The 22,278-nt window shown below is 50.1% G+C and carries 18 protein-coding genes and 3 pseudogenes; 17 read left to right on the top strand and 4 right to left on the bottom strand.

The genetic code is table 11. The features are described 5' to 3' along the window. Nucleotides 1–4: 4 nt before the first annotated feature. The 4 genes from NITSA_RS06595 (at nt 5) to NITSA_RS06580 (ending at nt 3,755) form a co-directional block, all read left to right on the top strand. Nucleotides 5–598, top strand: coding sequence for a peptidase associated/transthyretin-like domain-containing protein (locus tag NITSA_RS06595; protein ID WP_013554241.1), 594 nt, complete (start codon nt 5–7; stop codon nt 596–598). Between the two features lie 64 nt (nt 599–662). Next, nucleotides 663–2,462 carry a type I restriction-modification system subunit M gene (locus NITSA_RS06590; RefSeq protein WP_013554240.1) on the top strand — a complete coding sequence of 600 codons (1,800 nt, stop codon included), beginning with the start codon at nt 663–665 and terminating at the stop codon, nt 2,460–2,462. Between the two features lie 109 nt (nt 2,463–2,571). Next, nucleotides 2,572–3,477, top strand: a complete 906-nt coding sequence (locus tag NITSA_RS06585) for an Abi family protein (RefSeq protein WP_013554239.1) — start codon at nt 2,572–2,574, stop codon at nt 3,475–3,477. Further along, the gene (locus tag NITSA_RS06580; RefSeq protein WP_148224953.1) at nt 3,474–3,755 is read left to right on the top strand and encodes a hypothetical protein; all 282 of its coding nucleotides are present in this window, start codon (nt 3,474–3,476) and stop codon (nt 3,753–3,755) included. The genes NITSA_RS06585 and NITSA_RS06580 overlap by 4 nt, the downstream gene beginning before the upstream one ends. A gap of 17 nt (nt 3,756–3,772) precedes the next feature. On the opposite strand, the pseudogene NITSA_RS06575 reads toward NITSA_RS06580, so the two are convergent. After that, nucleotides 3,773–4,690, bottom strand: a pseudogene (locus NITSA_RS06575) (IS256 family transposase, variant Zn-binding type); the annotation flags it as partial. Nucleotides 4,691–4,812: 122 nt separating this feature from the next. On the opposite strand from NITSA_RS06575, the gene NITSA_RS06570 reads away from it, so the two are divergent. From NITSA_RS06570 to NITSA_RS06550, 5 genes and pseudogenes are all read left to right on the top strand, one after another. Then, nucleotides 4,813–5,472 carry a restriction endonuclease subunit S gene (locus NITSA_RS06570; protein ID WP_083799860.1) on the top strand — a complete coding sequence of 220 codons (660 nt, stop codon included), beginning with the start codon at nt 4,813–4,815 and terminating at the stop codon, nt 5,470–5,472. Between the two features lie 97 nt (nt 5,473–5,569). After that, nucleotides 5,570–6,490: pseudogene (locus tag NITSA_RS06565) on the top strand (IS256 family transposase, variant Zn-binding type); the annotation flags it as partial. A 102-nt stretch (nt 6,491–6,592) separates the two neighbouring features. After that, nucleotides 6,593–6,934: a restriction endonuclease subunit S domain-containing protein gene (locus NITSA_RS06560; protein WP_042203828.1), complete on the top strand. Its 342-nt coding sequence runs from the start codon at nt 6,593–6,595 to the stop codon at nt 6,932–6,934. Nucleotide 6,935: 1 nt separating this feature from the next. Next, the gene (locus NITSA_RS06555) at nt 6,936–7,925 is read left to right on the top strand and encodes a hypothetical protein (RefSeq protein ID WP_013554236.1); all 990 of its coding nucleotides are present in this window, start codon (nt 6,936–6,938) and stop codon (nt 7,923–7,925) included. Further along, the gene (locus NITSA_RS06550; RefSeq protein WP_148224952.1) at nt 7,903–10,896 is read left to right on the top strand and encodes a type I restriction endonuclease subunit R; all 2,994 of its coding nucleotides are present in this window, start codon (nt 7,903–7,905) and stop codon (nt 10,894–10,896) included. The genes NITSA_RS06555 and NITSA_RS06550 overlap by 23 nt, the downstream gene beginning before the upstream one ends. A 199-nt stretch (nt 10,897–11,095) precedes the next feature. Here NITSA_RS06550 and NITSA_RS06545 read toward each other — a convergent pair whose 3' ends face one another. Next, nucleotides 11,096–11,674, bottom strand: coding sequence for a pseudouridine synthase (locus tag NITSA_RS06545; RefSeq protein WP_013554234.1), 579 nt, complete (start codon nt 11,672–11,674; stop codon nt 11,096–11,098). Nucleotides 11,675–11,688: 14 nt separating this feature from the next. Beyond that, nucleotides 11,689–12,813, bottom strand: coding sequence for a tRNA guanosine(34) transglycosylase Tgt (gene tgt / locus NITSA_RS06540; RefSeq protein WP_013554233.1), 1,125 nt, complete (start codon nt 12,811–12,813; stop codon nt 11,689–11,691). Between the two features lie 74 nt (nt 12,814–12,887). Here tgt and NITSA_RS06535 point away from each other — a divergent pair, with 74 nt between their 5' ends. From NITSA_RS06535 to NITSA_RS06505, 7 genes are all read left to right on the top strand, one after another. Beyond that, complete coding sequence (locus NITSA_RS06535; protein WP_013554232.1) at nt 12,888–14,309, top strand: COG3400 family protein; 1,422 nt, start codon at nt 12,888–12,890, stop codon at nt 14,307–14,309. Between the two features lie 48 nt (nt 14,310–14,357). After that, nucleotides 14,358–15,410, top strand: coding sequence for a 3-dehydroquinate synthase (aroB, locus tag NITSA_RS06530; protein WP_013554231.1), 1,053 nt, complete (start codon nt 14,358–14,360; stop codon nt 15,408–15,410). Between the two features lie 3 nt (nt 15,411–15,413). Then, nucleotides 15,414–17,120 carry a mechanosensitive ion channel family protein gene (locus tag NITSA_RS06525; protein ID WP_013554230.1) on the top strand — a complete coding sequence of 569 codons (1,707 nt, stop codon included), beginning with the start codon at nt 15,414–15,416 and terminating at the stop codon, nt 17,118–17,120. Then, nucleotides 17,117–18,382, top strand: a complete 1,266-nt coding sequence (gene mtaB, locus NITSA_RS06520; RefSeq protein WP_013554229.1) for a tRNA (N(6)-L-threonylcarbamoyladenosine(37)-C(2))-methylthiotransferase MtaB — start codon at nt 17,117–17,119, stop codon at nt 18,380–18,382. Before NITSA_RS06525 ends, mtaB begins: the two co-directional genes overlap by 4 nt. Further along, on the top strand, nt 18,363–20,018 hold the full coding sequence (locus tag NITSA_RS06515) for an AAA family ATPase (protein ID WP_013554228.1): 1,656 nt from the start codon (nt 18,363–18,365) through the stop codon (nt 20,016–20,018). The genes mtaB and NITSA_RS06515 overlap by 20 nt, the downstream gene beginning before the upstream one ends. Beyond that, on the top strand, nt 20,005–20,523 hold the full coding sequence (bioV, locus tag NITSA_RS06510; RefSeq protein ID WP_013554227.1) for a pimelyl-ACP methyl ester esterase BioV: 519 nt from the start codon (nt 20,005–20,007) through the stop codon (nt 20,521–20,523). The genes NITSA_RS06515 and bioV overlap by 14 nt, the downstream gene beginning before the upstream one ends. Nucleotides 20,524–20,671: 148 nt before the next feature. Next, nucleotides 20,672–21,472 carry a DDE-type integrase/transposase/recombinase gene (locus tag NITSA_RS06505; protein WP_013554226.1) on the top strand — a complete coding sequence of 267 codons (801 nt, stop codon included), beginning with the start codon at nt 20,672–20,674 and terminating at the stop codon, nt 21,470–21,472. Between the two features lie 61 nt (nt 21,473–21,533). Here the strand turns inward: NITSA_RS06505 and tnpA are convergent, their stop codons facing one another. Next, nucleotides 21,534–21,962: an IS200/IS605 family transposase gene (tnpA, locus tag NITSA_RS06500; protein ID WP_013553795.1), complete on the bottom strand. Its 429-nt coding sequence runs from the start codon at nt 21,960–21,962 to the stop codon at nt 21,534–21,536. Between the two features lie 65 nt (nt 21,963–22,027). Between tnpA and NITSA_RS06495 the strand changes: the two are divergent. Beyond that, nucleotides 22,028–22,237, top strand: a pseudogene (locus NITSA_RS06495) (DDE-type integrase/transposase/recombinase); the annotation flags it as partial. Between the last annotated feature and the right edge of the window lie 41 nt (nt 22,238–22,278).

Genomic DNA, 22,278 nt, shown 5'->3' with positions numbered 1-22,278 from the left:
GCCGATGTCAAAAATTCTCAAGAGTCTGGCTGCGCTGTTTTTTGCCTTGGCTCTCAGCGGCTGTGTGCATCAGGAGCTGATCCTTCCCAATTTCAACGGCGAATCGGGAAGTGGCACGCAGCAGAGCACCGTGGATGTTTCGGACCTCAATACGACAGTCCAGAGCGAGGGGACGGTTCCCCGTATCCCCTTTCCCCAGGAAGAGTACAATCGCCTGGCACGCACCGGCAATGCGACGGTCTCCGGGACGATCTATGTCGTGACCGCCTCGGGTCAGCGCATCGTCGGTAAACAGACCCGCCTCTATCTCAATCCGGTCACCAGCTATTCCCGCCAGTGGTATGAGCAGAGTTACCTGGGCGGACGGAAAATGGACAAGGCCGATCCGCGGCTCTTCAATTACCTCCGCTTCACCACTTCCGACGCGACGGGGCACTTCGCCTTCTACGGTGTGCCGGCAGGACGCTACTATCTCATCGGTGTGGTCCGCTGCGGTCAGGAGTGCGGTTATGACACCCCCCAGAATATCCGCGTCGCCAAAGAGATTAGTGTCGGCTCGAGCGGGACGGTCAATGTGGAGCTGAGTAAGCAGCTTTGACTTTTAGCAATAATTTTAGTTTATAAAACCAATTATATTATATTGAATTCACTAAGGTACATTTATGACGAATTTCAAACAAAAAGCTGACCTGATCTGGGATATTGCCGGGTTGTTGCGTGGTGATTATAAACGTTCCGACTATGGTAAAGTGATTCTGCCTCTGACGGTGCTGCGGCGTCTCGATGCAGTACTGGCACCTACGAAAGAAAAGGTACTTGCCGCATTGCCCCGTGTAGAGAAAATGTCTGAGAATGCCAAAGATCTCTATCTCAACAAGATTGCAGGCTACAACTTTCACAATCGAAGCCGTTTTGACTTTGCGAAAATTGTCGCTGACCCCAATAATGTAGCGATGAATCTGCGTAATTATATCAATGGATTTTCTTCCAATGCTCGAGAGATCATCGAGTATTTCAATTTTGACGATCAGATCGATCGGATGGATGACCCAAAATCAGATCTACTCTATCAGGTGGTCAAAGCCTTTGCCGAGATGCCTTTTGACGATGTGGACAGTATGCAGATGGGGTATATTTTTGAGGAGTTGATTCGTAAATTCGCCGAGCAAAGCAACGAGACAGCCGGTGAACACTTCACACCCAGAGAAGTGATTGAACTGATGGTCAATCTACTTTTCAACAGTGATCGGGAGATATTCAAAGAGGGTATCGTCAAGACACTTTACGACCCTGCGTGCGGAACGGGCGGGATGCTTTCTATCGGGGAGAATCACATCAAAAGGCTCAATCCCGATGCCAAGTTGGAGTTGTTCGGGCAGGAGATCAATCCGGAGTCTTATGCCATCTGCAAATCTGATACGTTGATCAAGGGGGAGAATCCATCCAATATCAAATTTGGAAACACTTTTACCGTCGATGGTCTCAGAGACGAGAAGTTTGATTATATGCTTTCCAATCCTCCTTTTGGGGTTGAGTGGAAAAAGGCAGCCAAGACGATTAAAGCCGAGTATGAAAATTTGGGCTTTGCCGGTCGCTTTGGGGCCGGGCTGCCGAGGATCAACGACGGTTCATTGCTCTTTTTACAACATATGATCTCCAAGATGAAGCCTGAAGGCAGCCGTATAGGCATCGTTTTTAACGGTTCGCCGCTCTTTACCGGTCAGGCGGGAAGCGGAGAGAGTAACATCCGCCGATGGATTATCGAGAATGACTGGCTCGAAGCGATCGTGGCATTGCCAGATCAGCTCTTTTACAATACCGGCATTGCAACCTACATCTGGGTGCTAAACAACCAAAAAGATGCAAAGTGCCGAGGAAAGATCCAACTCATCAACGCCACAGGCAGCAAAGATGAAGCACTGATGGAAGAGGGCAAAAGAGACTTCAACCGCTTTTGGGAGAAGATGCCTCGCAGTTTGGGAGACAAGCGAAAGCGGATCCCGACTAATGATGATGAACGGGGGATCAACTACATCACGAAGCTCTACGGTGAGTTTGAGGAAGGAGAGTTTGTCAAGATCTTCCCCAATGACTATTTCGGGTATTGGCGCGTGACGGTAGAGCGACCCTTGCGAGATGAAGCCGGTAATATCGTCACAGATACCAAGGGCAGACCCAAGCCCGACAAAGAGCTGCGAGATACAGAAAACATCCCCTTTTTGCGCGAGGATGAAGAGGGGAACTTGGTGCCTCAGAGCATTGAGGAGTATTTCGAAAGAGAAGTGCTTCCTCATGTGCCCGATGCATGGATCGATGAGAGCAAAACAAAAATAGGCTATGAGATCAACTTCGACAAATATTTCTACGAGTTCAAACCCTTACGCTCACTCGATGCTATCAGGGCTGATATTTTGGCACTGGAGGAGAGTAGTCGAGAACTAGAGAGACAGGTGCTTCAATGAGACTTGATCAGGTCAATGGACTTGACATTAGTGCACTGGTATTGTATAATAGTCTCAACATATCTCCTCCACCTCTTGCCTTTGGCAATGTGCAAATCGGGGAGATTTTATGAAGCTTTCCTATACGAAATCCCCATTAACTTTTTCAGAACAAGTTCACCTGCTCCAAGAGAGAGGGCTGATCGTTCCCAATTCTGCTTACGCTGAATTAAAGCTCGCCCAAATCAATTATTACCGTCTCAGTGCCTATATGCGCTTTTTTCAGGATGATGCATCGCACTGCTTCAGAGAGGGAACGACTTTTGAACAGGTGATACGCCTCTACTATTTTGATAAAAAGCTTCGCAATCTTATCTTTTATGCGATGGAAAAGCTTGAAGTCTATTTCCGTACGACGTATGCCTATCACACAGCGATGGAACCTACTCTGGGAGCCTTTGGCTATACCAAGAGCGCCAAAATGCACGATTTGGAAAAACACGCTTCGATCTTGGAGGCGATACGACGGGATGTGGATCGCTCAAAAGAGGTTTTTGTCACCCATTTTTTCTCGAAATATGATGGAGATTATCTGCCGGTGTGGATGATGGTGGAGGTGATCTCTTTTAGTACGCTTTCTCGGCTTTATGGCAATCTCAGAGCCCCGGTACAACAAAAAATCGCTGATTCGGTGAATCTGAATGCCAAAGTCCTGGCGGGATGGCTGCATTCGCTGACCTATGTGCGCAACCTCTGTGCCCATCATGCCCGTACCTGGAACAAACTCTTGGCGATTCGCCCTATGGTTCCTCGCGGGAACCCTGCTTTTAGCGGACTGAACAACCGCAAAATCTTTTTTGTTCTGAGTATGATCCGCTATCTGCTTGAGGCGATCGATGGAGATGAGTATGATTTTCGCGGTGAGCTGATGCGACTGCTTGCTGCCTATCCTGATGTTCCGCTTTACAATATGGGCTTTCCAGAGGACTGGAAAGCGCGTACGTTGTGGGTAGAGAGCAAAGAGGAGAAGATGTGATGAGTGCTATGACTCGGTACAATCATTACAAAGAGAGCGGCATTCCATGGCTTGGGGAGATACCGGAGCATTGGGTGATTTATAGATTAAAAACCCTGATACCTAAAACAAGTAATGGCGTTTGGGGTTCTGAAGCTCAAAATGATGAAAATGATGTCATTTGTATACGTGTTGCAGATTTTGATATGGAGAGTTTAGGTGTCGACAAAAGCAATTTAACTATAAGAAATATAGATGACAACCAACTTCATTCCAAGGTATTGAACTTTGGGACTTAAAGCGGGTTTTCGGGTTGCTATTTCATTGCTTTTTCTAGGAAATCAGTGATGAGTTTCTTCTTCATAGAGTCTCCAATACCCCGATGGATTTTCAATAAGGATTTCAGCGGTGAGAAAAGTCCACCATCGAGTGCATTGGTCGTATTGGCGATGTCAAGATTAGGGTGGGTTTTGTAGGTGAAGAGATAAGGAAGATTGCGTTCAAGACTTCGATAGGCCGAGCGGAGTCGATCATGGGTGTAATGCCATCCACGTGGAGAATCATCCGGGGTTTTCTCTTCATAGAATTTCCTGTGTCGTAGAAGCCAGGCTTCCAGCATATAGCGAAAACGGCAGAGAGTTGTCTGGCCAAGATAGGAGGCGATACATTTGAGATCCTTGGAGGCTTGATAGGTAGGTTTGCGTGTTAGATAACGGGTCAATATCGCCTGTTGATGGAAATGGCACATTTGAACCGGAAGGTCGGCAAAGAGCCCAAATAATCCCCGTCGCCCATCGACGGTCACTGCCTGAATCACAAAGCCCTGATCGAGAAGGTTTTGCCGGATCATTGCATATTCAAAAAGCGTTTCAGTTTGAATGAAACGATACGCTACCGGTTGGCCACTCAGGACATCCTTGGCCACAAGTACACCAAAGCCTTTGACCCGTTTTCCGAAAAATGTCGCATCGATAACCAGCGTGATCGGTCTGGGACGAGCTAAGCTCTTTCGTGGTTCATAGCTATGAATCTGACGTTGAATCCACACCCGATCTCTATGATAGGTCCGAGATAAGGCTTTGCGCGTTTGGTGTTCATAGAAGTAGGCATTAAAGAGTTGTTTCTGTATTCTGGAGGGACGTCTACTTGAAGAAAAACTATGCCGACAGTTTAGACATAAATAGCGCTGAATTCCAGCTCTTTTCCCATTCTTTTTCGTCTGCCGGGAACCGCATACAGGGCACTTTTTTACAAGCCATCTGTAAAAAAGTCCTTTTTAAAGCCCATATTACCGAAGTTCTGAAAGGTTTTTAGCAACCCGAAAAGCCGCTTTAGCTCAACTTTGGTGATCTTCTTATCGAGAAATCAGGAGGAGGCGAGAAACAAACTGTCGGTCGTGTTATACAAAATGATTTGGATGAAAGAGCAGTTTATTCTAATTTTATAGGAAAACTATTCACCAATAAAAAAATGATCGACAATAGGTTTCTCCTGTATTATTTCACAGCCTTGTATTCTTTTAGGGTTAATACTAGATCTATCAAACAGACAACTGGAATTCAAAATCTTGATATAGGAAGTTATCTTAATGAAAATATTGCAATTCCAACAGATATTAAAGAACAACAAACCATCGCAAAATTTCTTGATCGGAAAACAGTAGAGATCGATACGCTGATCGCCCAGAAAGAGCGTTTGCTTGATCTCTATGAAGAGGAGAAGCGTGCCGTCATTAACTATGCCGTCACCAAAGGAATCGACCCCGATGTTCCGATGAAAAAGAGCGGTATTCCATGGCTTGGGGAGATACCGGAGCATTGGGATGTGAAGCGATTAAAATTTATTGGTGAAGCAATTATTGATTTAACATATAAACCTGAAGAAATTGTATATGATAAATCTGGGAAATTGGTATTAAGATCATCAAATATACAAAATAATAAATTGAGTCTTAAAGATTGTGTTTATGTAGAAACAAGTATTCCAGAAAAATTATTATTGAAAAAAGGGACCTAAAGTAAAGAAACGTGTGTCTAAAAACCTTTAAGAACTTCGGTAATATGGGGTTTAAAAAGGACTTTTTTACAGATGGCTTGTAAAAAAGTGTCCCTATTGCGATTCGAGACACACAAAAAAGTACGGTCACTTCCGTGGAATACAACGCTACTATTGCCTTGAATGCCGTCGGACCTTTTCTTCCTCGAGGCGTCAGAGACGATTGACTCGCCGCCTTTTTGAAGAGTATTTCTATCACCGAAAGACACTCAAGGAACTGGCCAAAGAATATGGGCATTCCCGTGCCTGGATTCAAGAGAGAATCCATCAATACGGACCCTCTGTAAGAGGACGTCATCCCCGACCTGTCGTCCTGGTCATAGATGCCACCTTTTTCGGGAAACGTCAGGATAAATTCGGTGTACTTGTCGCAAAAGATCCCCATAGATCGGAAGTGATCGCATACCGCTTCATCACGTCTGAAACCCTGGAAGAGTACCTACTGCTTCAAAAGAGCATCGAAGCAAAGGGCTATGAGATCAAAGCGGTCGTTACCGATGGGAAACCTGGATTATTTGGGCTCTTTAGAGATATCCCTGTTCAAATGTGCCACTTTCACCAACAAGCCATTCTGACCCGTTATCTGACTCGAAGTCCAAGGATGAAAGCCTCAATAGATCTCAAGAGAATAGGAGGCTATCTGGGAAAGGTCACTCAAAGGAGATTCACTCTTCTTCTGGATGCTTGGCTCAGCAGACATCAGAGCTTTTTCGATGAGAAGGTTCCAGATGATTCCAAACGGGGCTGGCACTACAAACACAAACGGTTACGTTCCGCCTATCGCAGTCTCAGAAGGCATCTTCCTTGGCTTTATACCTACCGGAGATATCCTGAACTCAAAATCCCCAATACTACTAATACACTCGATGGAGGAGTCTTCTCTCCATTGAAAGATCTTCTCAAAGTTCACAGGAGGGGTATCAGTCAGGATCTCAAGAGAAAATTGATCATTGACTATCTGGGAAATGGCCCCAAATAGCCACACGAAACTTTACTTTAACTCAAAAAAGGCGATATTTTAATATGTTCAAGAAATGGTAGCAGAAATCTGATTGGAAAAAATATTACAATCGATGAAAGTATGGTGGGAAATACATTTGGTGCTTTTATGACTGTATTTAGAACTAAGTATTATAAGTTTGTTTCCAAATATTTTAATTCGCAAGTTTTTAATGGCCAATCAGGATTGTTTCTTACGTCCACTGTAAATCAGTTGACAATAAATGTTTTAAATAATTTTTTTATTGCATTACCTCCTCAGAAAGAGATGGATACAATTGTAAAGTTTATTGACGAAAAACTTACCACAATAGACCAAAAAATAGCAAAAACTAAAAAGATCATCGCACTGCAAAAAGAGTATAGAGCTGCTCTGATCAGTGAGGTTGTGACGGGCAAGATCAAGGTTGCGGAGGAGAAGTGAGATGTCGTTGTGCGTTGCGTGGCTTAGAGAAGAAAATGGTAATCAGGAAATGATTTTTGCTACAGACAGCTGCCTGTCTGCAGGAGAAAGATGGCATTATGGTGTTAAATTATTTGAATTGCCTAGAAAAGATTGTTTGATAAGCTTTGCTGGTGATACGAAACGTACATACACACTCATTCTCAATTTAATTTCTTCTATAAAATTTGACAAACATTTATCAAGCCCAAGTACAGATATAGAAGAGATCCTTGAGTATTTAAGTAACCTTTTTACAGATTTGTCTAATTCTATTACAAGTTATGGAACACAATCATTTGATGATGCTGTTGGCAATTTTGAGTTTTTGTTTGGTGGATGGTCATGGAAACAAAATAGGTTTAGGTTGTGGAAACTTGAATATAAGCACGATCTGCACGCTGTTGGACATGATGAGATCACACAGGACACAAAGCTTTTTGCTTTTATTGGTGATGAAATTGAAGTAGCAGAAGATCTTTTGAAAACTGAAATAAGAAACTTGGGTAGAGAATTTTCAAGAGAATTTGACATGGAACCGCTGAAGGTGCTTGTTGAAATGATTAGGAAAGAAGAATATGACTATATTGATGGTGCAATACAGTTCGCCAAAATATATCCACCTGGAGAAACTGAATTTTTTGGAGTAGTTTGGCCATCTATCGATGGTAAAAAAACATTTTTAGGAAAAGATGTTACATATAAAAATAACCCTCATGTAAGATACATTGATCCAGACACTGGAATAGTGCTCAATGAAACAATACCTCAAAAATTAAGTGAATTACCTTCATCGGTAAATAGTTTTGATATGACTTTTATAGAGAAATGTTACATCGGTGATAACTTGAAGTTAAAAGAAGGCGTTTCTATAAGGGAACAGTCTATGCTCAAACAAATTTTTGAAGAGATGTTATACCGAAAATTTTTGGAAGAAAATAATGGTGTAGATGATGAACAATTTAACGACTGAAAATACCTTTGAGTGTGCTATCGTAGATGCACTCTGCAAAGATGGTGGATACCGGCAGATAGAAGGAAGTGACTATAGCGCTGAGATCGGAATGTTCAAAGAGGAGGTGATCGCCTTTTTGCGTGAGACACAGCCTAAACGCTGGGAGAAGATCTCTGCCATTCACGGAGAGGATGTCGAGAAACGTGTCTTGGCGCGCCTCTACAAAGAGCTTGACTTGCGAGGCAGTCTCGATGTCCTGCGCAACGGTTTTACCGACTATGGCGTCAAATTTCGTATGGCCTATTTCGCGCCGGAAAGCCGACTTAATCCCGAGACGATCGCCCTGTATGAACAAAACAGACTTGCCGTTGCAAGACAGGTCTACTTCAGCCGCAAAGACAAAAAGTCGATCGATCTGGTTATCGTTCTCAACGGCATACCGGTATTGACCATAGAACTCAAAAACCATTTTACCGGGCAGAGTACGGACGATGCCAAAAGGCAGTACCGAAACACCCGTGACCCCAAAGAGTTGCTGTTTGCTTTCAAAAAGCGGGCATTGGTGCATTTTGCTCTCGATGACGAAGAGGTCTATATGAGCACCAAAATCGAAGGCAACAAAACCTTCTGGCTCCCTTTTAACAAAGGCTACAACAACGGAGCCGGAAATCCACCAAACGATGACGGATACAAAACGGAGTATTTCTGGAAAGAGATATTACAGCGCGATAGCCTGCTGGAGATCATTGGCAGGTTTATCCACCTGCAAAAAGAGGAGATCACTGTTGAGGGACGCATCTATACCAAGGAGAAGATGATCTTCCCGAGGTACCATCAACTCGATGCTGTACGACTCCTGCGTAACCGTGCACGTAAGGAGGGAGCCGGGCAGAACTATCTCATACAGCACTCTGCCGGATCGGGAAAGAGCAATACCATCGCCTGGCTGGCCTACCGCCTCTCCAGCCTACATGACGAACAGGATGAACGTGTCTTTGACTCGGTGATCGTCATCACCGACAGACGGGTACTGGATAAACAACTACAAGATACCATCTATCAGTTTGAACACAAAACAGGCGTCGTGCGAAAGATCGACAAAGACAGCACTCAGCTAGCCGAATCGATATCGAGAGGTATCCCCATCATCATCACGACACTTCAGAAATTCCCCTATATACTTGAAAAAGTCGGTGACATACCGGGGCGAAACTATGCCGTTTTGATCGACGAGGCTCACAGCTCCCAGGGGGGAGAAGCGAGTAAAAAGATGAAGGAAGTCCTCGGGATGCCTGTACTTGATGAAGTGACGAAAGAGGATGAATATGATGATGAAGATCGTATCAACGACATGGTGGCAAAATCTGCAAAAGCCCGAGGAAAACAGTCCAACCTCTCCTTTTTTGCATTCACTGCCACACCCAAGGAGAAGACGCTATCGATTTTCGGAGAGACAGGGGATGATGGCAAACCAAGGCCGACACATCTCTACTCGATGAGACAGGCGATCGAAGAGGGATTCATCCTCGATGTATTGCAAAACTACACGACTTATGAGCGTTTTGTCAAGATTACAAAAGCGATCGAAGAGGATCCAAAAGTCAACAAAAAAAAGGCGGCTAAAGCGATACGGTCGTTCATCGATCTGCACCCCCATAATATCGCGCAAAAAACAGAAGTGATAATCGAACATTTTCGTAGTGTTGTCGCTCACAAGATCGGCGGTAAAGCCAAGGCGATGGTCGTTACCTCTTCACGGCTTCACGCCAAACGCTATTTTGAAGCTTTTGAAGCATATATCGAAGAAAAAGGGTACGAACAAGAGCTAAAAGTGCTTGTGGCTTTTTCCGGCAAGATTATCGATCCTGAAGATTTGACATACCCTGATGGTGTTTCTGAACCTCAACTGACAGGGTATGGTGAAAAAGAACTCCCCGAAGTTTTCAAAAAAGATGAGTACCGTATCTTGATCGTGGCCGATAAATACCAGACTGGTTTCGACCAGCCACTGCTACATACAATGTATATCGATAAAAAGCTCTCGGGAGTCAAAGCGGTACAAACCCTCTCACGGCTCAACCGTATAGCACCCGGTAAAGAGGATACCTTTGTACTTGACTTCATCAATGATCGAGAGACAATTCTCAAATCGTTTCAAGATTACTATGAAGTCACGTCGATCGAAGAAGACAACGACCCTAACCACCTGTATGATCTCAAAAATACGTTGGATGCTTTTCAGGTATATTGGCCTTCAGAAGTAGAGGCACTGGCACATATCTATTTCGACCCCGCTTATCAGCATAATGCCAGAATGCAATCAAAACTCTATGCACTGATCGATCCCGCAGTAGATAGATTTAATGTTTTGGATGAGGAACAGCAGGATAGTTTCAAAAAATCTCTGAGAACTTGGACAAAACTTTATAGTTATTTTTCACAGGTTATGCCTTTTTGGGATGCGGAGTTTGAGAAATTTTACGCCTATGCCAAACTCCTGCTGAAAAAACTTCCAAAAAAAGAGTTGGGTGAGAGTTTGCAATTTGAAGATGAATTGGCACTGGAGTATTATCGTCTCGAAAAGATTAAGGAGGGTCGTCTGGAGTTACAAAAGGGCGAAGAGGGTGTCTTACAGGGAATTAGTGAAGCAGGACTCCACAGAGAAAAAGATGAGAAAGAGGCACTTTCGGAGATTATCAAGATTCTCAATGAGCGCTTTGGTACAGAATTTGAAGAAGCCGATCGACTTTTCTTTGAACAGATAGAAGAAGATCTCGTTGCCGATGAGACATTGCAAAAACAGGCTAAGGTCAATAAACTGGATACATTCAAATATGCCTTTAATGATATGTTTACAGATAAACTCATAGAACGAATGGATCAAAATCAGGATATATTTGAGAAGATTCTTGAAGATAAGGATTTTGGTGAACTTGTTAAAGGAATGATGATGAAGAGTGTGTATAGAAGGTTGAAAGACATGAAATAATCGATCAGACCCCAATCACAAGCTCCAGAACCTCTCCATAATCAGCTCAAATTGTAATACAATTAGAGAACTTAATCGGATCAAAAAAGGAGTGTGTGTATGGCCAAGATCAAAAAGTGGGTTTGGTAACATAAATATTCCCCCGATTTTCAATTCAATTGCACCGCTCTCGGCCTCTTGATATCGCAGGTTTCCAGAATCAGATCAAACCATCCAGCAGCCTCTTCTCTTCTTCCTTAGTAAGAAAACGCCACTGACCGCTTTCGATATCGAGATCGAAAGTTCCGATGCGGACGCGTTTGAGATCGAGGACCTTTAATGGCGTTGAAAATTTGGGATCTTTCAACGCTCCGAAGAGGCGGCGGATGTGGCGGTTCTTTCCTTCGTCGATGACGACTCGGAGTTTGGTCTTTGCGCCGCCGGTACCAAGCTTCTCAACGGAGAGTGCTTTGAGCAAGCCCTGTTTGCTTTCCACACCCTTTTTGGCTGCCGCGATGTGTTCATCGGTCACATAGCCTCTCACCCAGATCTCATAGACCTTTTTGCAATTTCCGGGCCGGGTGAGGGCATCGCCGATCTTTCCGTCGGTGGTGAAGAGCAAGAGCCCCTTGGAGTCCATATCCAGGCGGCCCACAGGCATCCACCCATTTTCGAACGCCCAATCGGGCAATAGGTCATAGACCGTTTTTCGGCCCAATTCGTCAGAGCGGGTGACCACATAGCCCTTGGGTTTGTGGAGGGCCAGCAATTTTGGCGAATTTTTTAGCGTCCTTTCCATAAAGCCTCTATCGCTCAACCGTTGTCGCGTTTTCGGTAAAACTTCCGTTTGAATTCCGCGAATTTCCCCTCCAGGATCGCTTCGCGCATCTGACGCATCAGGTCGAGATAGTAATAGAGATTGTGGATCGTCGCCAGGCGGAAGTAGGTGAGCTCTTTGGCCCGGAAGAGGTGGCGCAGATAAGCCCGGGAGTAGGTGCGGCAGACGATACAGCCGCACTCCGGGTCGATGGGCTCTTCGTCGGTGGCGTAGCGGGCGGCTTTGATGGTGACCTTGCCGAAGCTGGTGAAGAGGGTCCCGTTGCGGGCGTTGCGGGTGGGCATGACGCAGTCGAACATATCCACACCACGTTCCACATTCTCCACCAGATCCTCCGGCGTGCCCACGCCCATCAGGTAGCGGGGCTTGTCCGTGGGCATAAAAGGCGTCGTCCACTCGACGGTATCGTACATCTCCCGGTTGGCTTCACCGACGCTGAGCCCCCCGATGGCGAAACCGTCGAAGTCCAGGGCGCAGAGCTCCGTTGCAGAGATCTTGCGGAACTCTTTGTCGGTGCCCCCTTGGATGATGGCGAAGATGTTTTGATCGACACCGATGCCCTCCATCTGTTTCCGGCGGTGGTAGTCGATGGAGCGCTGTGCCCAGCGGGTCGTCCGCTCGATGCTCTCCCGGATGCGCTCCCGGGTGGCGGGGAGGGCGACCAGGTCGTCGAGGATCATCATAATGTCACTACCCAGGTTGTACTGGATATCCAGGACTTTCTGCGGGGTGAAGTGGTGTTTCGAGCCGTCGATGTGGCTGCGGAAGGTGATGCCGTCCTCTTCGATCTTGACATTGTCGCTGAGGCTGAAGGCTTGAAACCCTCCGCTGTCGGTCAGGAAGCTTTTGGGGAAGCGGGTGAAGCCGTGCAATCCCCCCATCGCTTTGACGATCTCGTCGCCGGGCCGGAGATAGAGGTGATAGGTGTTGCCCAGAATGATCTGGGGGCTGAGATGGTTTTGCAGGTCCAAAGCATCCAGGGCTTTGACCGCTCCCACGGTGCCTACGGGCATAAAAACCGGTGTCTGGATCACCGAATGGGCTGTCTGGATCGTCGCGGCTCTGGCGGCCCCGTCCTGCGCGTCTATACGGAATTGCATTGTGTTATAATGCTCCCTTTCTAAGCGCCCCTGTGGGGCGGAGTATTGTCGGATTTTAACGTAAAAAGAGTGGAATGAAGCATATCCTTATTCTGGCCCAGGGCTTGGTGGCCGAAGAGTTCGTCCGGATCGTCAACAGCAAACGCATCCCCGATACCGCCTATACCGTCGTCACCCCGGGAGAATTTGCCTTCCCCGCCAAAGCCCAGATCCCTATGGAACGGCTCTCCTTCGATCCCACCAGCTACAGCAAACTCCGCCAACTCTTCAATCGGCAAGATTTCACGATGGTCTTCATCCTCCTCGATACCCTCGAAGAGGCGGGAGAATCCCTCAAAAACATCCGCCGGATCGACGAGCGTATCCGGGTGCTTCTGCTCGATCAGTGGAACGCCTTCGGCAAGCTCAAACAGAACAACACCCAGGTCATCAACAGCAATGAGCTCCTCGCCAATCAGCTCTACAACCATCTTCCCGGTGTCCCGGTCATCGCCCGCAACGTGGGCCTGGGGGAGGGGGAGATCATGGAAGTGCTCGTCCCCTTTGGCAGCTCCTTCGCCTATCGGCATGTCGGTTCGATCCAGCAGATCAAATGGCGTATCGCCGCCCTCTATCGTGACGGCAAACTGATCCTCCCCAACAACGCCACGATGATCCGTCCCCAGGATATTCTCCTCCTGGTGGGGCGTCCCCAGGTCCTGAGCAACCTCTATCAGCGCATCCAACAACGCACCGGAATGTTCCCCGAGCCCTTCGGCCGGCACCTCTATCTCTTCCTGGACCTTTCGCGTGACAAAAATGAAGCGTTGGGTTATTTGGACCAGGCCCTCTATCTTGTGGAGAAGCTCAAAGAGCGGGAATTGATCGTCCGGGTGGTCAATCCCGGGGATTTCGAGCTGATCCGTCAGATCAAAGCCAAAGCCTCCGAGCGGGTCGATCTTCGGATCGACTATACGGCAGAGAATATCTCCGAAGTGCTGACCGGGGATATCCAGCGTTTCGACATCGGCCTGATCTTCCTTTCGACGGCTTCGATCAAGCGGGAAGATCTCTTCGAACAGGTTCACGATCTGAAAAAGCTGGTTTACCTTTTCGGCAGGACACCGCTGCCCGAGCTCAAACGCGCCGTGATCCTGATGGGGAAACAGGAGGAGATGGAAGCGATCTCATCGACGAGTTTCTATGTCGCCGAGACCCTGGAGCTCGAACTCTGCCTTTGCAATTTCGATCCGGAAGGGGACTTCGAAAGAGGCAAGGCGATCGAAGAGCATTTCGAAAACCTCTCCCATATTTTCCACTACCCGGTGAAGATCGAAGAGCAGCAGGTCAACCCCGTGCGTGCCCTGGCCAAAATGGAAGGAGCGCTTCAGATCACCCCCTTCGTGCGGCGCCTGAAACGGCGTTGGCGACTCCCCTTTCTCTCCACGGATGTGGAGCACTATCTTCTCGAAGGGCTCGAACACCCTAAGCTTCTCGTGCCCGTAGAGATGGGTTAAACGATTTTCCGCTAAAATAATTCAAATTTGACCCAAAAGAGCGCCCGTATGATCGTCCCTATTGAGATCCGTCAACCCGAGTTCAAACGCTACGACATCACCATCGACACGCTGCCGAAACTGCACTACGATCGCAAAGTGGCCATCGTAACTAACACCACGGTGGCCCCGCTGCATTTAGCCAGAGTGATGGAGCGGCTCGAAGCTCCGCAGATCGAAGTGATCGAGTTGCCCGACGGCGAAGAGTTCAAGACGATGGAGACGGTGCTGAGCATCCTCGATCGGCTTTTCGAGGCGCGCTACGACCGCAGTTCCCTGCTCATCGCCCTGGGGGGCGGGGTGATCGGGGATATGACCGGTTTCGCCTCCAGCCTCTATCAGCGGGGGATCGGCTTCGTGCAGATGCCCACCACGCTGCTCAGCCAAGTCGATGCCAGTGTCGGGGGCAAGACGGGGGTTAACAACCGCTGGGGCAAGAACCTCGTCGGCGCCTTCTATCAGCCCGAAGCGGTCTACATTGACCCCGCCTTTCTCGAGACACTGCCGGAGCGGGAGTACGCCGCCGGGATCGCTGAAGTGGTCAAGATGGCGGTGATGTTCGATCGGGATTTCTTCGACTTTCTCGAAAAGAGCGACCTCAAAGCGCCCGAGACCGCCGTGGAGATGATCGCCCGATCCGTCTCTCTCAAAGCCGATGTGGTCAACCGTGACGAGAAAGAGGCGGGAGTACGCGCCGTGCTCAACTACGGCCATACCTTCGGCCATGTCATCGAGAATGAGACCGGCTACGCCCGCTACCTGCATGGAGAAGCGGTCGCCATCGGGATGGTGATGGCCAACGAACTGGCCGTGGATCTGGGCCAGCTCAGCCGCGAAGAGGCGGAGCGGATCCGCGTACTGCTGGAGAAATGGGGCTTGCCCACCCGCTACCGGGTCGAGAATCCCGAAGCCTTCTACGAGCACTTTTTCCTGGACAAAAAGAGCCGCAACAACCGGATCAAATTCATTCTTCCCGGCGGGTCGATCGGAAGCTATGTCATGCGGGACGATATTCCCAAAGCCCAGGTCCTCAAAGCCCTGGAACGTTTCAGGGAGTCTTGAGTTATGAAGAGACTCTGGATCGCTCTGCTGCTCACCCTCTCGCTGCTGCAGGCCGAGGACAATGTCAGCACTCAGGCGGAAAGCAATCGCACATCTGCGACATCTCAGAAGGTTCAGGCAAGCTCCCCGGCCCGGTCGGTGAGCCCGGCGGCCCAGGACCGGCTCAATCGTCTCGGAATGCAGCTTCGCACTCTGACGGCTCAGGGGAGTGAAGGGAATGTTTGGACTAAGATCTACAGCAGCTACAAGACATACGAGGCGCTGAGAAAGCGTCAGGATCAGCTCATCCGGGAGATCTTTCGTCTAAAACACAAGCCGACTCTGACCCCCGAGGAGCAGAAAGAGCTGGAAAAAGAGATCCTGGAGCGTCAGACCAATGTAGGAAAACTCCAACTCCTTAGCGAATTCCAGCACGATCCCTTCAAAAAACTCCTGGAGCCCCCGGAGACGGGTGACGTTCCCGTCATCGGCAACCCTTTCGGGATCATTTCTGCCATCAGTTACCTCAAAAAGCTCCAGAGTGACCGGCAACTCTACGAAGAGAATTTCAAAAGCCTTGAAGCGACCATCAATCGTCTGAACCGGGAGCGAAAGATCCTTCGTGAAATGCTCAAATACCGTCCGAAGGACCCGGAGATCACCCGGCGTCTCAAAGAGGTCAGCGAAGCGCTCGACACCCTCCAACCTACCTATGAGATCTTCAAGACCACCCGGGAAGTCTACAACAAAAAGATCGAAGAGATCCGCCTCAAGGTCAACGGCGAAATCCGAAGGGAAGCCGAAAAGGCAGCCACCATCGGAGGGATCATCCTCTTCCTCTTCCTCCTCTTTCTGATTTTCAAGCGGCTGATCCGAAAATATATGGCGGACAAGGAGAGTTTCTATACCGTCAACAAAGTCTCCAACCTTCTCTTCATCACGGTGATTCTTCTGGTCCTCCTCTTCGCCTACATCGAAAATGTCAACTACCTGGTGACGATCCTGGGATTCGCCTCGGCGGGAATCGCCATCGCGATGAAAGATTGGTTCATGTCGATGATGGGATGGTTCGTCATCGTCCTGGGAGGAAGCATCCACGTCGGCGACCGGATCAAAGTGGTGCGCAACGGCACCGAGTATGTAGGGGATGTGGTGGATATCTCCCTGCTGCGCATGACGATCCAGGAGGATATCACCCTGACGACCTATATGCACAACCGGCGGGCGGGGCGGATCATCTTCGTGCCCAACAATTACATCTTCACCGATATGATCGCCAACTACTCCCACGCCGGGCTCAAGACGGTCTGGGACGGGATCGATTTCACCATCACCTTCGATTCCGACGGGGCCAAGGCAGCCTCCATCGCCAAAGAGATCGCCAAAAAGTATTCCAAAGGCTATACCGACATCACCCGCAAGCAGCTCAATAAGCTCCGAAGCTCATATCACTTGAAAAACACCAACGTCGAGCCGCGGGTCTTCACCTTTATGGAGGAGTACGGGATCCGGGTCAGCGTCTGGTACCTGACCAACGCCTTCGCCACCCTGACGCTGCGCAGCACGATCAGCAGCGAAATCCTCCAGCGCATCCGCGAAGAGAAGGAGATCGCTCTGGCCTATCCCACCCAAGCCATCTATATGCAGCATCCCATTCCCCACGCCGTCCGCAGTGAAGAGCCGGAGCCCAAGGCCCCGGCCACAGGGGCTTCCCGGGAGGAGCCGCTATGAGCCGCCAAAAGGTCTATTTCAAAACCTTCGGCTGCCGGACCAATCAGTTCGATACCCAGGTGATGATGAGCCGCCTGAAGGATTTCGAACTCTGTCTGGAAGAGAGCGAAGCGGATGTGGTGGTGGTCAACTCCTGCACCGTCACCAACGGCGCCGACGCCACGGTGCGGGGCTACATCAACGCTCTGCGGCGGCGTCATCCCGAGGTTCGGGTGGTCCTGGCGGGGTGCGGCGCCCACTCCAAAGGAGAAGAGCTTCTCAAACAGGGAAAGGTCCACGGGGTGATGGGCCATTCGGAGAAGGAGCGGATCAACGAGATCCTCCACCGCCCGGAGGGCTTCTACGAGATCGGGGACCTGGAGCATGTCGATTCGACGGTCGTGAGCGAATTCGTGGGCAAGAGCCGGGCCTTTATCAAGATTCAGGAGGGGTGCAATTTCCGCTGTAGCTACTGCATCATCCCCTTCGTGCGGGGCAATGCCCGCAGCCACGACGAGGAGCAGATCCTCGAGCAGGTGCGGCGCCTGGCGGCCAACGGCTTCGGGGAATTCATCCTCACCGGGACCAATGTCGGCAGCTACGGCCGGGACCGGGGCACTTCCCTGGCGAAACTGCTCAAACGGATGAGTCAGATCCGGGGGGTGCGGCGGATCCGGATCGGATCTTTGGAGCCGATCCAGATCGACGCGGAGTTTATGGAGCTGCTTGCTGAACCCTGGATGGCACGGCATCTTCATATCGCCCTGCAGCACACTTCCGATCGGATGCTGGAGCTGATGAACCGGCGCAACCGTTACCCCGAGGATCTGAAGCTCTTCGAAACCCTCGCCGCGAAAGGGTATGCCCTGGGGACCGATTTTATCGTGGGACATCCGGGAGAAGGGGAGGCGGAGTGGCGTGAAGCGATGGAGCGGATCGACGTGCTGCCCCTGACCCACATCCATGCCTTTACCTACTCTCCCAGAGAGGGGACCGCCTCCACGTCTCTGGAGCTTCCCCGTCCCCGGGGCGATGTGGCCAAGGCGCGGCACCGTGAGCTCACCGAGGCGATCAGACAGAAGAACCTCCGCTTCCGGCGCAGCCACAACGAAGGTTTGACGGTCCTCGTCGAGACGCAGCGGCAGGACGGCCTCTATCAGGGCTTCGATCAATATTACAACAAAGTGCTCATCGAGAGCTCCGAAGATTTGAACAACACCTGGGTCTACCTGGCCGAGGTGGAAGCCGGAGAGAGGGAGAACCATGCCCGATTTACGCTCTAAAAACGTCAGAATCATCGCCGCTTTGGTCCTGGTGCTGCTGATCCTGGGGCTTTTTCTGATCCTGCGGGACTCTTCCCGCCTCATTACCGCCGATCAGCTCGACATCCTGGCGCAAAAAAAGCTCATCACCCGCGTAGTCCGGGAAGATCCCTACCTCTATGTGCGGACATCACGGATGCTTTATCGTGTGCCGGTGGATGCGGTCGATTTGAAAAAGCTGGGCCGTGAATTTCCCATCGAGATCCGCCAAAAGTGGAATCTGATCAATCTGGGGTTGATCCTCCTGCTGCTGATGCTGGTCGGTCTGGCGGTGGTGATCTACTACCTCTCCCGCCGAGACCGGTTGGAGTCGACGCTGAGGCAAGGCTCGAAAGAGACGTATACTTCCGCTCCTTCGGAGGAGCCGCTCAAGCCGACGCGATCCAAGGTCCGTTTCGACGACGTGGCCGGCTCCGAGGAGGTCAAAGAGGACCTGCGGGAGATCATCGATTTTCTCCGCCATCCCGCCCGTTACAAAAAATTCGACATTCGCCTCCCCAAAGGGGTCCTCCTGGCAGGGCCTCCCGGCGTGGGCAAGACCCTGATGGCCAAGGCGGTCGCCGGCGAAGCCAAGGTTCCCTTCTTTTACCAGAGCGGGGCCAATATCGTTGAGATCTATGTGGGGATGGGCCCCCGCCGGGTCCACGAGCTCTTCCAGGCGGCCAAAAAAGCGGCGCCCGCCATCATTTTCATCGACGAGATCGATGCGGTGGGCCGGAGCCGGGGCAGTCTGCGCAACGAAGAGCGGGAAGCGACGTTGAATCAACTGCTCACTGAGATGGACGGCTTCGAGAGCGACAGCGGCGTGGTGGTCCTGGCGGCGACCAACCGTATGGAGATGCTCGATCCCGCGCTGCTGCGCCCCGGGCGTTTCGACCGCCGGGTCCATCTCTCCCTGCCCGATCAGCAGGACCGGCGCGCGATCCTGGAGCTCTATCTGAAGCGCAAAGCCCACAATGTCGATCTGGAGGCTCTGGCCCGCTCCACGGTGGGATTCAGCGCCGCGGCCCTCTCGACCCTGGTCAACGAAGCGGCTCTGCACGCCCTGCGCCGGGGGAAAAAGGTGATCGATCAGGAGGATTTCGACGCGGTAAGGGAGACGGTGATCTCCGGCAAGCGCAAGATCCTCAGCTTCAGCGATGAGGAGCGCCGGATCCAGGCGGTGTACCAGTCGGGCAAAGCCCTGGTGGCCACCTGGCTCGATGTCCCTTACGAGCGGATCGGGATCGTGACGACCCGGATGCGCGAGGCGGACCGGGAAATCATCTCCCGCAGCGAAATGCTGGCACGGATCAAAGTGCTTTTGGCGGGCTCGGCCGCCGTGGAGATGATCTTCAAGGAGCAGTACAGCAACGGCGCCGAGGACCGCGCCCTGGCGATCTCGGAAGTACGGCGCCTGGTGAGGGAATTTGGCAGCGGAGAACGCCTCGTCGCCGGGGAGGAGGAGGCGGAGCGCCTGCTTACGGAGCTCTACCGTGAAGTCCGCCTGATGCTAGAGAAGCTCGAAGAGGTCCGCAAAACGATCGAAGCCTGGTTGCTGGAGCACGAGAATATCGGGGAGGAAGAGGCGAGGAGGATCCTGCGTGATCTATTTTAGCGGCTTCGCTCTCCGGGGAGAAGAGCGGCTCTTCGCTCCCTGGCTGATCGAAAGCGACTATGCCGTCGCGGGATTCAGCTATGGGGCGATCAAGGCTTTGGAGTTCGCCCTGAACCATCGGGGACGGCTCGACCGTCTCCTTCTCTTTTCCCCCGCTTTTTTCCAGACACGCCCGAAGCGTTTTGTCAAGATGCAGCTCGAAGCCTTTCACCGGGACCCGGAGCTCTATCGCCGCCGCTTCCTGGAGAATGTCGCCTACCCGGCCAAAATCGATCTGAGCCCTTATCTCCACGGAGGAAGCGAGGAGGAGCTCGAGGAGCTTCTGCGCTATCGTTGGGAAGAGGAGAAATTGAAAAGAATTATGCAACGGGGCACCATTGTGGAAGTCTTTATCGGCGAGCGGGACCGGATCATCGATGCCAAGGGGGCCTTGGAGTTTTTTACCCCTTTGGCGACGGCGACCTATCATTTTCGGGAGGCGGGACACGTTTTGATAACCGAGTAATGAGTAACCGAGTAATGAGCAACCGATGAACTAGTAACTAGGTCTCCAGTTTCACCACGTTGTTGATGGAAGGTGTGAGCTTGGGTTCAATTTGAAATTCAAGAGAGGAGTGATAGGCTGAGACATCTCAGAATAAGGCAAAGGAGAGATGAAACAGCACTATCATTGCAATGCGAGGACCAACTCGCATATACGCCAAAGTATACAGAAATCCAAGGCAAGCAATCAAGAGTTGGCCCGACGTTTCGGTGTCAGTGTTCAGACAATCAGTAAATGGCGGAACCGTCAAGAGACACAAGATCGTAGTAGTAGGCCCCATACGATTCATTATGCGCTAAATGACCTGGAGCGGGAAATTGTACGCATCGTGCGAACCTGTACCTGGATGCCTTTGGATGATCTGGTAGAGATCCTGAGCAGTGTGCTTCCCGGTATCAGTCGTTCTGCCGTGTACCGAACACTCAAGGCACTGAAGATCAGCCGTGTTCCCGAAGAGAATCGGGCCAAGGCAAAGAAGTTCAAAGAGTATGCTCCGGGCTTTGTCCATATGGATGTGACCTATCTGCCAAAGATCGATGGAGTCAAATACTATCTCTTTGTAGCCATCGATCGTGCGACACGCTTGATGTACTACAAGGTCTACCGATGCCGAAGTGCCGGTAGTGCAATGGATTTCCTCGAAGAGTGCCGACGTTTCTTTCCCTTTACGATCACTCATATCCTGACCGATAATGGAATGGAATTTACCGACCGATTCAGTCAGGGACGAAAGGAACCGACCGGAAACCATCGCTTCGACAAGCTCTGCAAAGCGTTAAAGATCACCCATCGTCTCACGGAACCCTTCACTCCACAAACCAACGGAATGGTCGAACGAGCCAATGGTCTGATTAAAGAGCGAACCATCAAAGTACAGAACTATGAAAATGTGAATGTCTCCACCGGCTAATAGCCGGTGGCTTCAGATTACGGCTGAAAGCCGGTCATTCAGCCTGAAGGCCGTCGGTTGATCAGACAACTCGGAACTCATCATCAAGCTCTGGTGGTTGTTGGTTCTTGATATATTCCATCCAGACTTCATCGGTCACATTTCCACTCGTTGCAACCCAGTATCCTCTCGCCCACAAATGCTGCCCCCAATACCGCTTCTTCAGCATCCGAAATTCACTCATCAATTTATGCGAACTCTTCCCTTTCAAATATTGCACTGCCTTTGATACGGACATATTTGGCGGTATCCCTATCAACAAATGTACATGATCCCGATTGATGGATCCTGCATAAATCACCATCTCCCGACTCATCGCAATCTCACGTAACAAATCTCGGCATCGGTACCCCACATCCCCTTTTAAGACGGGATAACGGTATTTTGTCGTCCACACGAGATGGTATTTACAGTCCCATACTGTATGCCCACCATTTCTATACTCTTGCATCTTTCAAGCATACCATATCCCGGCCGCCTAAAGGCGTGGGGTTTACGGATCCCCGATGGGGGACTCTAAAGCAGATGATAATGGATTTGGATAAGTTCCTTCTTTACTATCTCTTTACCAGACGCCACGGAGGACTCAGAAAGGAATTGAAAGTCAAAACACCTTTTGAAGCATTGCGCTACTGGTATAATCTGGAATCTGATCTATTCAGGAAATCTCCTGAGATGTTCAAAGCCGACACACTGCTCTGGCTTCAACAACGTGGTGAAACCTGACAACTAGGTAATAGAAAAAGATCGATGATTTTTATTGTAAC

The organism is Nitratifractor salsuginis DSM 16511, from assembly GCF_000186245.1.
Lineage (GTDB): Bacteria > Campylobacterota > Campylobacteria > Campylobacterales > Sulfurovaceae > Nitratifractor > Nitratifractor salsuginis.
Note: the sequence above shows the minus strand (reverse complement) of the source record. Positions and strands in the feature narration are given on the sequence as shown.